Annotated in this window: 11 protein-coding genes; 6 read left to right on the top strand and 5 right to left on the bottom strand. The window is 58.9% G+C overall.

Annotated features, from left to right (window positions below; all coding sequences use genetic code 11):
- Positions 1 to 42 precede the first annotated feature (42 nt).
- A complete protein-coding gene (locus NCR98_RS16695) occupies positions 43 to 1161 on the top strand; it encodes an aminotransferase class I/II-fold pyridoxal phosphate-dependent enzyme (protein WP_250526721.1) in 1119 nt (372 codons plus the stop codon).
- Positions 1162 to 1166: 5 nt separating this feature from the next.
- On the opposite strand, the gene msrA is transcribed toward NCR98_RS16695, so the two are convergent.
- The 3 genes from msrA to msrB are packed head-to-tail and all read right to left on the bottom strand — an operon-like array spanning position 1167 to position 4244.
- The gene (gene msrA / locus NCR98_RS16690; protein ID WP_250526720.1) at positions 1167 to 1880 is read right to left on the bottom strand and encodes a peptide-methionine (S)-S-oxide reductase MsrA; all 714 of its coding nucleotides are present in this window, start codon (positions 1878 to 1880) and stop codon (positions 1167 to 1169) included.
- 17 nt (positions 1881 to 1897) lie between these two features.
- The gene (locus tag NCR98_RS16685) at positions 1898 to 3703 is read right to left on the bottom strand and encodes a cytochrome c biogenesis protein DipZ (protein ID WP_250526719.1); all 1806 of its coding nucleotides are present in this window, start codon (positions 3701 to 3703) and stop codon (positions 1898 to 1900) included.
- A 43-nt stretch (positions 3704 to 3746) separates the two neighbouring features.
- The gene (gene msrB / locus NCR98_RS16680; RefSeq protein ID WP_250526718.1) at positions 3747 to 4244 is read right to left on the bottom strand and encodes a peptide-methionine (R)-S-oxide reductase MsrB; all 498 of its coding nucleotides are present in this window, start codon (positions 4242 to 4244) and stop codon (positions 3747 to 3749) included.
- 153 nt (positions 4245 to 4397) lie between these two features.
- Here msrB and NCR98_RS16675 point away from each other — a divergent pair, with 153 nt between their 5' ends.
- From NCR98_RS16675 to NCR98_RS16665, 3 genes are all read left to right on the top strand, one after another.
- A complete protein-coding gene (locus tag NCR98_RS16675; RefSeq protein WP_244829660.1) occupies positions 4398 to 5111 on the top strand; it encodes a response regulator transcription factor in 714 nt (237 codons plus the stop codon).
- A 5-nt stretch (positions 5112 to 5116) separates the two neighbouring features.
- Positions 5117 to 6640: a sensor histidine kinase gene (locus NCR98_RS16670; RefSeq protein ID WP_250526717.1), complete on the top strand. Its 1524-nt coding sequence runs from the start codon at positions 5117 to 5119 to the stop codon at positions 6638 to 6640.
- A 931-nt stretch (positions 6641 to 7571) separates the two neighbouring features.
- On the top strand, positions 7572 to 7802 hold the full coding sequence (locus NCR98_RS16665; protein WP_250510055.1) for a hypothetical protein: 231 nt from the start codon (positions 7572 to 7574) through the stop codon (positions 7800 to 7802).
- A 19-nt stretch (positions 7803 to 7821) separates the two neighbouring features.
- Here NCR98_RS16665 and NCR98_RS16660 read toward each other — a convergent pair whose 3' ends face one another.
- A complete protein-coding gene (locus NCR98_RS16660; RefSeq protein WP_250526716.1) occupies positions 7822 to 8727 on the bottom strand; it encodes a LysR substrate-binding domain-containing protein in 906 nt (301 codons plus the stop codon).
- 185 nt (positions 8728 to 8912) lie between these two features.
- Here NCR98_RS16660 and NCR98_RS16655 point away from each other — a divergent pair, with 185 nt between their 5' ends.
- The gene (locus NCR98_RS16655; RefSeq protein WP_250526715.1) at positions 8913 to 10229 is read left to right on the top strand and encodes an MFS transporter; all 1317 of its coding nucleotides are present in this window, start codon (positions 8913 to 8915) and stop codon (positions 10227 to 10229) included.
- Between the two features lie 62 nt (positions 10230 to 10291).
- On the opposite strand, the gene NCR98_RS16650 is transcribed toward NCR98_RS16655, so the two are convergent.
- Complete coding sequence (locus NCR98_RS16650) at positions 10292 to 10978, bottom strand: GntR family transcriptional regulator (protein WP_244829665.1); 687 nt, start codon at positions 10976 to 10978, stop codon at positions 10292 to 10294.
- 234 nt (positions 10979 to 11212) lie between these two features.
- Here NCR98_RS16650 and NCR98_RS16645 point away from each other — a divergent pair, with 234 nt between their 5' ends.
- On the top strand, positions 11213 to 12757 hold the full coding sequence (locus NCR98_RS16645) for a Rieske 2Fe-2S domain-containing protein (RefSeq protein ID WP_250526714.1): 1545 nt from the start codon (positions 11213 to 11215) through the stop codon (positions 12755 to 12757).
- Positions 12758 to 12779 lie beyond the last annotated feature (22 nt).

Genomic DNA, 12779 nt, shown 5'->3' with positions numbered 1-12779 from the left:
CGAGAGACTACGGCTTTCGTCGACCATGATCAAGCCCACGCCATGAATCTCACACCTTTCAAGCTGGAACGTTACTTCGCACAGCACGAATTCACCGCACGGCATTTGCTGTGCAGTTCCGATCCCGAATCGATGTCGGTGCGTGACCTGCTCGCGCTCGAACCGCAAGCAAGCGACGGCTTGTTCGATACCTGGCTCGGCTACACGGAATATCCGGGCGCACCGGACTTGCGAACCGAGCTGGCGGCCATGTATGAGTGCATCGATGCAAGCGGGATCATCGTGCATACGGGCGCTCAGGAAGCGATCTTTTCGTTCATGAACACGATGCTTGAGGCGGGCGATCATGTCATCGTGCACATGCCCGGCTATCAATCGCATTACTCGGTGGCTGAAGCGCTGGGCGTAAGGGTATCGCCGTGGCGAGCAAACGAAGCGGGCGGCTGGGCGCTCGATCCGGCCGATCTCGAAGCGCTGCTGAAGCCGCAAACGCGCGCCATCGTCCTTTGCTCGCCGCACAATCCGACCGGGTATCTGCCATCGCGCGAGGTGTTCGACGCTACTGTTTCGTTTGCGCGCAAGCACGGACTGTGGCTCTTCAGCGATGAGGTCTATCGCGGCCTCGAACACGACTGTGCCGACCGCCTTCCCGCCGCATGCGATGTCTACGAGCGTGCAATCACGCTCGGTGCGTTATCGAAAACGCATGGACTGGCGGGCTTGCGCATCGGCTGGATTGCAACGCAAAGCGCCCAAGTGCTGCAACGCATGAGCGTCTTCAAGGACTATCTGACGATTAGTAACAGCGCGCCGAGCGAGTATCTTGCAACCATCGCCGCGCGTCATTCAGGCACGCTCATCGAGCGGAATGTCTCTATCGTCCGTGAAAATCTACGGGTGCTTGATAAATTCATGGCACGCCACGCCATGAATTTCGAATGGCATCGGCCGCGTGCGGGCACGATCGGCTTCGTGCGGCTCAGGCAGGAGCGCGCCAGCAGCTTTTGCGCCGAGTTGCTGCAGAACACGGGCGTGCTGCTGCTTCCTTCGACCTTGCTCGATTACGGCGACGCACATTTTCGCATTGGCTTCGGCAGGCGGAATATGCCCGCCGTTCTCGATTACGTCGACGCCTGGCTCGAAACGCGCGCACCGTGCTAAGACGTTCATTTCGATGCGACCGCCACGAGCACCGCGTCGTTTCTATAAGCCTGCGGGAATAATTGCTTGAGATTTCCCACCTTAGGCAGATCGTTAATCGCTATATACGTGCTTTCCGGATGTTCGGTCAAGTAATTCTGGTGGTAAGCCTCGGCCGGATAAAAGCCTTTGTAATTCTCGACATGAGTCACGATCTTGCCGGAATAAACATGCGCCGCATCGAGTTGCGCGATATATGCGGTAGCGACATCGCGCTGAGCCGTATTTTGCGGAAAGACTGCCGAGCGATATTGCGTGCCGTGATCCGGTCCCTGGTAATTCAACTCGGTCGGGTTATGCGCGACCGAAAAGAAAATCTGCAAGAGCCGGCCATAAGTCACTTCGGCAGGATCGAAGGTTATGCGCACCGACTCCGCATGGCCCGTATCGCCTTCGCTTACGCGCTCGTATTGAGCGGTGTCGGCATTGCCGCCCGTATAGCCCGAGACGACTTTCTTAACGCCACGCACGTGCTGAAACACGCCTTGCACGCCCCAGAAGCAACCGCCGGCAAATACCGCCGTCTCCGTGTGGGTGGCGCCTACGCTCTCGTCATGCGCGGGCGCCGGAATGACCTTGGCGTCTTCACTCGAATGCGCGGTTTGCTGCAACGCGAAAGCACCTGCAGCCAGCGCAGCCACGCTAAGGGCCTTGCCTGTCTTGCTGAATTTATTCGCCATGATGGCTCCTCGATGAATCAACCAAAGGTGAAGGCATAAGCCTCGACACCCGAATCCAGAAATTCGATGCTAAAGGTGCGGTCCTTGACAGGGCCCGCTTGCCGCACGAGTTGATAAAGGCGCTGTTGCGTCACGGTACCACTTCCATCGGCTGCGACATCGCTACCATGCGAAGCACCGGGAGGCGCGCCGTCGATACTGACGCGAAAGCGTACGGGCTTGCCATCCGGCGAAGGCCCGAGCACGAGATGCAGATCGCGCGCATGGAAGCGATAAACGATTCGTCCCGACTTGCCCGCGAGCGTCGCGTGCTCGGAGCCGATCTTCCACGGGCCGGCAACACCCCAGTCGTTCACATCGAGCGCCTTGGGCGGGGCATAGTCATGCACACGATCCTGCGTCTGGCCGCCAGGCGACATGAACTGCTCGGCGCGCGCATAGCCAATATAGGTTTCGGGTGAGCGCACGTCCGCGTTATCGGCTTGCATCATCGCGCCTTGTGCCGCGATATCTTCGTTGGTGTCGGGCTGCTTCGCCACGGGCGCATTACCGTGACCCGCTTCCGCTAGCAACTGGCGGATCACCTCTTCCGAATGCGCATAGTCGCCCTCGCCGAAATGGTGATAGCGGATCTTGCCCTCGGTATCCACGAAATAATGCGCCGGCCAATATTCATTGTTGAGCGCGCGCCAGATCGCAAAGTTATTGTCAATGGCTACCGGATAGTCCACACCCAGGTCATGCACGGCTTTCTTCACGTTGTCGACGTTTCGTTCGAACGCGAACTCAGGCGCATGCACACCGATCACCACGAGCCCTTGGTCACGATACTTTTTTGCCCACTCCTTCACATAAGGCAAGGTACGCAGGCAATTGATGCATGAATACGTCCACACGTCGACGAGCACGACCTTGCCGCGCAGCGCGTCCTTCGTGAGCGGCGGCGTGTTGAGCCATTGCACCGCGCCATCGAGCGAGGGCAGCGTGCCTTCCACGGGCAACGAAGCCGTCGGCGCAGTCGAAGGCGCCGCGCTCGCGCGCATCATGCGCGGTGCATCGGCGTCGGCATTGGTATTAGCGGCTTTCATGGCGTTATTGCGAGGCGAAAACCGGTCGACCAGCTTTTGTTCTATGCCCGCCGTCGTTACTGTCGATACCCTTGCAAGCACGCCCGTATCGAGGCCCAATGCGATAGCGGCGACGCCTGCAAGCATCGCGACGCCGATGCCGCGCCGTATCCATTCGCCCGCGCCGAGCGAGCGCTTCATCGCGGCGAATACGCGGCCACCGATGAGCAGCGCCACGGCAAGCGAAGTCGCGGCGCCCGCGGCATAAGCGAGCAGGAGCAGCGTGGTGCCTACGCTTGCGCCGTTCAATGCGGCACCCGTCAACACGAGTCCGAGAATCGGACCTGCGCACGGTGCCCACAGAAGACCCGTTGCGATGCCAAGCAGGAACGAGCCGCCGAAGCTCGCCTTGCCATCGCCGCGCTGGGCGAAAGCCGTCAGTCGGTTACCGGCGCTGACGAGCGGATGCATGATGCGATCGGCCAGGCGCGGCAACAGTAAAGCAAGTCCGAATACGGCGAGAAGCGCGATGGCGGCCCAGCGTCCATATTGATTTGCTTGCGTGGCCCAGCCGCCGCCAAGCGCGGCGAGCGTCGCCACCAACGCGAACGTGATGCCCATGCCGAGCAGCAACGGCAAGCCGCTTTTAGCAAACGGCTGATCCGCGCGAGAAAACACGAAGGGAAGGACAGGCAGGATGCACGGACTGAGTATCGTCAGCGCGCCGCCGAGATAGGCGAGAACGATGAGCAGCATGGTCGTGACTTTTTAAAAAGTTAATAAGCGTTGAGGTGGCCAATCAAGCAGCGCCAGCGGTGAACTTCATCGCGACGCCGTTCATGCAATAGCGCAGACCGGTCGGCTTAGGTCCATCGTCGAACACGTGGCCCAGATGTCCACCGCAGCGGCGGCAATGCACTTCGGTGCGCAAGACGCCGAACGAGCCGTCCTGCCGCGTGGCAATAGCGTGATCGAGCGGCGCCCAGAAGCTCGGCCATCCGGTGTGACTTTCGAATTTGGTGCTTGAAGAGAACACCGCAAGGGCACAACCCGCGCACGAGAAAGTGCCGGCCCGATGCTCGCCATTCAACGAACTCGTGTAGGGCCGCTCGGTGCCTTCGCGACGCAGGACGTCGTATTGCATGGAATCGAGCATGCGACGCCATTCGTCGTCGCTATGCGTGATTTCGAACTTCTCTTGCGGCGAGGGCGCGGCCAGCGCACGCAGACGGCCTGTCAAGGCAAACGCGGCTGCGGCAGCGGTGCCCGTCAGCAGAAAGCGGCGACGGTCTAGCATGATGTCTTTTCCTTCGCTCGATCAGATGAGCCCCATCTTAGGCGTGCGCGGCTTACCGAGTCCTCACCGAAAGTTAAATTAAATGTGATACTTGGCCGCGCCGCTTTTCTGCACAATATCCGGGCTAGCGCTTTAATTCTTTTGAATTTCCTCATGGACCAACCTAAACGCATTCTGATCGTGGAAGACGACATGCATATCGCCGATGTGCTGAGCCTGCATCTGCGCGACGAGCGCTATGAGGTCGTGCATTCCGCGGATGGCGCCGAGGGCTTGCGCTTGCTCGAACAAGGCGGGTGGGATGCGTTGATTCTCGATCTGATGCTGCCCGGCGTGGATGGCCTCGAAATTTGCCGGCGTGCGCGCGCCATGACGCGCTATACCCCGATCATCATTACTAGCGCGCGTTCCAGCGAGGTGCATCGCATTCTCGGTCTCGAACTCGGTGCGGACGATTATCTTGCCAAGCCTTTTTCGGTGCTTGAACTGGTGGCGCGAGTGAAGGCGCTTTTGCGTCGCGTGGATGCAGTCGCCAAGAATTCGCGCCTGGATACAGGCCGTCTCGAGGTCGCGGGTATCGCTATCGATCCGCTTGCGCGCGAAGCGTGGGTAGATGAGCTGCGCATAGAACTGACACCACGCGAATTCGATTTGCTTTATTACTTCGCCCAGCATCCCGGTAAAGTATTTTCCCGCATGGATCTGCTCAATGCGGTTTGGGGTTATGCGCATGAGGGCTATGAGCACACGGTCAATACGCATATCAACCGCTTGCGCGCCAAGGTCGAAAAAGATGCCACCGAGCCTGCCCGCATCGTGACCGTCTGGGGACGCGGATACAAACTCGCGACGGACAGCGCATCGTGAAGTTCATGAAGCTCACCCTGTCGCAACGGCTTTTCGCTGTGTTCTGCGTGCTGCTGCTTGCATGCTGCGGCGCATCGGCATGGTTGCAGATTCGCGCAAGCGATTTGCGCGAGAAGGAAGTCATTCAGAGCCTGTCGCGCGGGCTCGCTGCGCATATCGCCCACGATGGCGCGCTCATGGACGCAGGCGATATCGACGCGCCCGCCGTGCGCCGTCTCTTCAGCCAGTTGATGGTGGTGAACCCGAGCGTCGAAGTCTACCTGCTCGACAACGAAGGCCGCGTTCGTGCCGACGATGCGCCTCCCGGTCATCTGAAGCGCGATCGTGTCGATCTTGCGCCCGTGCATCGTCTGATCAATGGCGCGCCGCTCCCTATTCTGGGCGACGATCCACGCAGCATCGACAAGCGCAAAGTCTTTAGCGCCGCGCCGCTTGCCACGCCCGACAAGCCGCCTTTCGGTTATGTCTATGTGGTTTTGCTTGGCGAAGAGCACGACGAGCTTGCGGCGAAAGCCTCGGCGAGCGCGGTCTTGCGCACCACGCTTCTGTCCATGGGACTCGTGACCTTGCTCGGACTCGTTGCGGGCGTGATCGCTTTCGGGCTCATTACGCGTCCGTTGCGCCGCTTAACCGATGCCATGCGCAGGTTCGACGCAAGCGGGGCATCGGCCGAGCCATCGCCTGTACCGTTGCACGTGGCGGCACGCGAGAACGAGCGGGACGAAATCGTGGTGCTCGAAAGCGCCTTTTCCCAAATGGCCGCGCGCATCGGCGAACAATGGCGCGAATTGCAGCGGCAGGATCGTGAAAGACGCGAACTCGTCGTCAATATTTCACATGACTTGCGCACGCCGCTTTCTTCCTTGCATGGCTACTTGGAAACGCTTTCGCTCAAGGCCGATGTTCTTGCCGACACAGACCGCCGCCGTTATCTGTCGATCGCACTTGCACAAAGCGCGAAGGTCGGGCATCTCGCGCAATCGCTTTTTGAACTAGCGCGGCTTGAACACGGCATGGTGCATCCCGAAGCGGAGTCGTTCTCGCTCGCCGATCTGCTGCAAGATGTGTTCGAGAAATTCGAACTGCCCGCCGATGCGCGCAAAGTGCGACTTGATGCGCGCATCGAGCCGCGCCTGCCTAATGTATCGGCTGATCTTGGCATGATCGAGCGAATCCTCACGAATTTGCTCGACAACGCGATTCATCACACGCCGGAAGGTGGTACGGTCACGGTTAGGCTTGCACATTCAAACGGCCACGTGGAAGTCACGGTAAGCGATACAGGTCCCGGCATTCCAGCCGACGTGCGCGGCGTGCTCTTTCAGCGCGCTTTCGCTTCGGGAGGCAGGCATCGCGGCGGATTTGGCTTGCTGATCGTGCAGCGCATGCTTCAGTTGCATGGCAGCCAGATTCGACTCATCGATTTGGATCAAGCGGGCGCGGCGTTTAGCTTCGAGCTTCCCGCAAGCAGTGCCAGGAGCGGCGAGCATGCTCCGCAGTTGCCCGACCCATCGAATAAAAACGTTTAAAAAAGAGCCCGGCATCGCTGCCGGGCCAAATGGGACGGTCATCACCTACGCTCTTAAGCCTGAAGCAAAGCGCTTTGAGCGTTGCCCGGTTTGACCATCCGCGTGGACCTTGCTTGACTGAACGTGTTTCGTGATGGTTTTAGCCCGGAACCCTTAAACCATCCTTAAGATCGCCTGCGGCGGTTGACATTGGTGACGTTTTTAGTCAGGTGATTTTCTAAAGCAGACCCCCGGCCTTCGTCTTATTCCCCGCATAATCATGAACCTTGGCGCACGCGTCTAAGATGCAGCAAGCAAAACATTCCGGATGACATTTTCGTGTAAGCCATTGGTACTTTCCTCGGCAAAAGTTTTCTTGGTATTCGACAATATGTTTGCTAGCATGTACTGCATCTGCATGTTTAAACTAGCGCTCCGAGTCTCAAAGCGGTCACCCGTTACCTTATTAAGTCTTTTTTGCGCCTGGTTTTCTTTAGGCGCATTGGCAATCGACAACGTTGTGCTTTCCATCTCGATCTTTGGCAACGGGCACGCACACTATGGGATATTGCGTGTCAAGCTTATTTCCGTAAGCCAGTGCAAATGCCTGCATGGAATTTTTTCGCCGTTCTAATCGCGAAAAAATGCGGCCCGAAGTGAATGCCGCGCGTTTTCTTGGCTTAAAGAATGATTTTCAGGCAAAGGTTCGCCATTCTCGATAGCTCGAATAATGGCGGCGAAATCTTGCGCTTGCGATCCGCGCAACAGACAGGGAGGGCATGTGGAAACCGAACTGAGTCTACGGCTTGCGAGAGCTTTGCGGCGCTGCGCGTCGCATGGCTGTGTATTTCCCTATCAACGCTTTCACGCGTTATGCGGTAAAGGCTTACCGCTCGCAGAACGCTACGCCGCGCTTGAAACGGCCATAAGCGCCCTGGCTGATCTAAGGGATATGGACTACGGCGTGCTCATGGCGCTCGATTGCGGCCTGCCCGGCGCTGAGTTTTTCCAGCGTTATCTCAGGCATCGATACAGCGAGTACGTCACCTTGATGGGCGACCCGAAGTATCAGCGACAAACTCTCGCGCGCAAACGGGCGCTGGTTGCGCGTGAACGCGAGCGCGTTTTCGAACATGCGCGAGCAATCGAGGAAAAAGGCGAGAAGCAGGCTATCGCAGCCTGAAACAAGCGGCTCGATTTACTCAGGCTTCGACAGTTTCGTCGAGGCCTGCTTTCATCAGCACCCAGTCGCGAAAGCATTTCACCTTTTCGACATTGCGCTCGGTTACGCGATAGGAAAGGAAGTGCGTTTCTCTCGCAAGCGGCGCGAAGATGCCTGCCCCGAGTTCAATCAAATCGCCACGCGCAAGCTCGCGTTCGGCGAGCCGTGTCGTTTCCAGCGCGACACCCATGCCATCCGCCGCCGCCGATATCGCGAGTGCGGCACGGTCGAACGACGGTCTCGGCCCGCGCGGCATTTCCAGTTCGTTCAATGCAAACCATCCCGGCCAGGTCACGCGGCTGAGTTGCGAGTCGATGAGCGTCAGCTTACGGATTTGCTCGGCAACGGGCACGTCGTCGCGCACGAGCGCAGGCGAACAAAGCGGCACGATGCGCTCCGCTCCGAGCGCGCGCGTGATCACACCGGGACGCTCATGCGCGAAGCCATAAGAGATCGCGACATCGACTTCACGCACGCGCGCGAGATCGGCCGGCTCCGCATCCGATGACAGGCGAATGGTCACCATCGGATGCTCGTTCATGAACTCGGGCAGACGGGGCGCGAGCCACTTCGCCGCAAAGCTCGGCGCGCAGTGCACGGCAAGCACTTGCGCCTGGGGTTCGAGCGCGACCTCACCACACGCGGCTTCGATCACATCGAACACGCGTCCAAGGCTCTCATGAAGCCGGCGCCCTTCGGAGGTCGTCTCGACCCGCCGGTTGCGTCGATGAAAAAGCGGCCTGCCGAAGTACTGCTCCAGCTCCTTCACCTGATGGCTAATGGCCGATTGCGTGAGGTGCAGTTCGCTTGCGGCAAGCGTGAAGCTCTCCAGCCGCGCGGCCGCCTCGAATGCGCGCAAGAGAACGAAGTTGGGGATGCGCCTCATGGCAATTCCTTATGCATGAATGCGTGTCATGGTTCTATGAACAGGCATCGTTTGTCTTTCGTTGTGCGCGCCACGAACATGGAAGCCGTCGAGACATATCCATAACGGTCGTTCAAGGCCACGACACCGGCAAGAGGCACGCGATGCATGCGACGCCGCACCTGCCCCACAACGGAGACACAACAATGAGTTCCCATAGTCCGGTTGCGTACCTGGCGGGCGACGAATCGTCCACCTATGCAAAGGTGACATGGCGCCTGCTGCCATTTCTTTTCGTGTGTTATCTCTGCGCTTATCTCGATCGCATCAACGTGAGCTTTGCCAAGCTGCAGATGCTCAATAATCTGCATTTCAGCGAAGCGGTCTATGGAGCCGGGGCGGGCGTATTCTTTATCGGCTACCTTCTGTTCGAAGTACCAAGTAATCTGATCCTCTTGCGCGTAGGCGCTCGACGCTGGATTGCGCGCATCATGGTGACGTGGGGTGTCATCTCCGCCGGCATGATGTTCGTGACCAGCCCGACGAGCTTCTACATCATGCGCTTTTTGCTCGGTGTGGCCGAAGCTGGCTTCATTCCAGCCATCCTGCTCTACCTCACGTACTGGTTTCCGGCCTCGCGGCGCAGCAAGGTGACCGCGCTCTTCATGACTGGCATTCCGATGTCGGGCGTCGTTGGCGGACCGCTGTCGGGCTGGATCATGAGTCATATGGGCGGCATGCACGGTATCGCGGGATGGCAATGGCTCTTTCTGCTCGAAGGCATTCCGACCGCGCTCTTTGGCATCATCGCGTTCTTTTATCTCGACGATAAAGTCGCCGATGCAAAGTGGCTCAGTGACTCGCAAAAGGCCATGCTCGAAGCGAATCTTCGCGATGAGAAGCCCGCACATGCACTGCATTCCGTGAAGGATGGCCTCTTGCATCCCAAGGTGCTGCTGCTGAGCGTGACTTACTTTTTCTTCACGATGGGCCTCTACGGCGTGAGCTTCTGGCTGCCGACGCTCGTCAAGGCAAGCGGCGTTTCCGATCCGCTCAACATCGGTCTTCTGACGGCAATTCCATATGCGGCCGGCGCCATCGCCATGCTGGCAGTCGGTCATAGCTCGGACAAGCTCGGCGAGCGTCGCTGGCATCTGGCGGGCGCGGGCATTGTCGGCGCAATCGGTCTGTATTTCAGCGTGGTGTATGCGCACTCGACCTTCTTCGGCATGATCGCGCTCACGATTGCGACCATGGGCGTGGTCACGACCATCTCGCAGTTCTGGGTCTTGCCGCCCGCGATTCTCAGCGGCGGTGCGGCAGCCGCAGGGCTCGCGCTTGCCAATTCGGTGGGCAGCATCTCGGGTGTCGTGAGCCCGTGGCTGATTGGCATCATCCAAACGCATTCGGGTTCGACCGGTAATGGTGTGCTTGGTCTTGCGGTAAGTTGCGTGATAGGCGCCCTCATGGTCTTTACGATACCGGCTGCGTTGGTGAATAGCCGCCGTCGCACGGACCGATGAAAGCAGTTCAACACGAAAAGCCCTGCAAATGCAGGGCTTTCTCGCGCGATGCCGATTCATGTTCACGTTGCTTCCGCCTGCCTCTGTTCATTCAGTACAAGACCCAGACGCTCGACCAGATTCTTGCGCGCGTTCGCGGTATGGAGATCCGTGAGTTCGGATGCGCGTTGCGCGTCGCCTTCCGCGATTGCCGCTGCAATGGCGGCGTGCTCATCCCAGATCGACTTGCGCTGTCCCGATGCCTGCAAGACCGCGCCCATCACGCGACGCAGATGTACCCAATGCATCTGCGCGGTATCGGCGATCAGCGGATTGCCCGAGGCTTCGTAGATGGCGCCATGAAACGCCATGTCCGCATCGATCATCGCCTTGACATCGTCGCTTTTCGACGCGCGCCGGCCGTTCGCGATCAGCGACTTGTCGAGCTTCGCTCCACGTTCCGCCGCGAGGCGTGCGGCAAGCGAATCCAGTGCACCGCGAATCTCGTAGAGATGGCTGATCCACGCGGGATCGAGCGGGGTGACGAGCAAACCGCGACCGGGCGCGTCCTGCACGAGCCCATCTTTTTTTAGGAGCCGCAGCGCCTGCAGCACGGGTGAACGCGATACGGCGAGTTGCTCGGCGATCTCTTCCTGCGTGATGCGCGTACCAGGCGCGAGCGAGCCGGAACTGATGGCATCGAGCAAGACCTTGTAGACCTCGTCCACGTAGTCCGTGCGGGCCTGAAGCTTGAGAAGTTTGGCGGGCATGATGTCGAGATCAATCTCTGGATACAGAATACGACAAGGTTACAGCCCGCCAGTGCGGCGGTCAACGAACGAAGCCACGCATGCTAGTCAACATCCGCGTTTACCCATAGAGACAACGCAGCAGTCCGTCGCTAATCTTTGTATACAGAGTACGGAGTTCGGTAACCGGAGTTCGGGCTTCATCTATCAAAAGCAGCGGACCATATCCATCCCCACATCAGGACGAGACTCTCCATGACGATCAGATCAGACAAGCTGGAAGGGCAGAAGAGCAGTGGCGGCGCCACGCCCGCCGTCAAGAAGCTGATTCCCTTCGGCGGGTACTACACGAGCAAGGTGCCGGGCCACGATCCGGAGTTGACCGAGACCGGTCCCGGCACGCCGATGGGCGAGTACATGCGCGCGTTTTGGCATCCCATCTGCATGTCGATCGAACTGACCGATACTCCGCGTTACCTGAAAATACTCAACGAAGAACTCGTGGCGTTCCGTGACGGCAGCGGAAGGATTGGTGTGCTGCACGCGCATTGCGTGCATCGCGGCGCATCGCTTGAGTACGGTGCCATTCAAGAACACGGCATCATGTGCTGCTATCACGGCATGGTGTTCGATGTGGATGGCGCGTGTCTTCACGTACCGTTCCCTAAGGGCGAAGAAAAAGAGGCCGAGAAGTATGCCTGTTCGATTCGTCAAGGCGCTTATAAAGCCGTCGAACGTAACGGCCTGGTGTTCGCTTATATGGGGCCGCCCGAGAACGAGCCGCCGTTCCCTGAATGGGAAGGCGACTACACGGTGCTGCCCGGCGATGAACTCGTCCCCTACAGCAACTTCCAGCATTGCAACTGGCTGCAAGTGCAGGACAACGCCGCTGACAACTATCACCCGACCGCGCTGCATGCGGCCAAGAACGTCGTCAATGGCAACTTCCAGGGCACGACGTTCGATGAAGTCGGCGCGGCCTCGATGGAAGTCGCTCCCGATATGCATTTTCAACCGGTGCAGCAAGGCCGAAGCCTCGCTTGTGCGGGCGCGCGCCGCGTGAACAAGGATCGTCTCTTCGTGCGGGTGCAGCATCAGGTGCTGCCGAACCTAAGTCTGCATGCATATACGTCGGAGGACGGTTCGAAGAAGAAGCTCTTTAGCCGATTTCATATCGTGCGCTGGACCGTGCCTGTCGACGATCAAAACAGCAAGATGATTGGCTGGCGCGTGATGGGTCCGGGCATCGACACACGCGGTGTGGGCAAGAAGGAAATGGTCGGCTACGAGTCGATCGACTTTCTCGAAGGGCAAGTCGCCATGCGTCGTCCGGAACGCTTTGGCAAGTACAAGATCGAAGATATCGTACCGATTCCGCCGAACCATCGCGAGCGCGAGACTTATAAGGAAGCGCAATATGCACCGGGCGATTACGAAGCGATCATTTCGCAGCGGCCCATTGCCGTGCACGCGCTCGAGAATCCGACGAAGTTCGATGCGGGCCTCTTCCTCTTCCGCAAGATGTTGCGCGATGCGGTGCGCGGTTCGAACCCGGCGGCATCCGCGCAGAATTTCGCCGAATGGTTTCGCGAGAACGCCGGCTCGCCCAACAGCTTCTGCTCGGGCAACGTGTTCGAAATTCCCGAGGGCAAGACCGTTGAAGAAGAAGTCACGCGTCGTCGCGCCGTCACCAAGAAGATCGTCGCCATTATCGCGCAGAGCGAGACGATGAAGGGTGATGAGCGCGCTAACTTCGTGCGGCAAAGCTTCGAGGAACTCGAGCAATCGATGAAGCAATAGCGGCTTATGGCGAAGGCGCTTT

It is taken from the genome of Caballeronia sp. GAWG2-1, assembly GCF_023631405.1.
Classification (GTDB): Bacteria; Pseudomonadota; Gammaproteobacteria; order Burkholderiales; family Burkholderiaceae; genus Caballeronia.
Note: the sequence above shows the minus strand (reverse complement) of the source record. Positions and strands in the feature narration are given on the sequence as shown.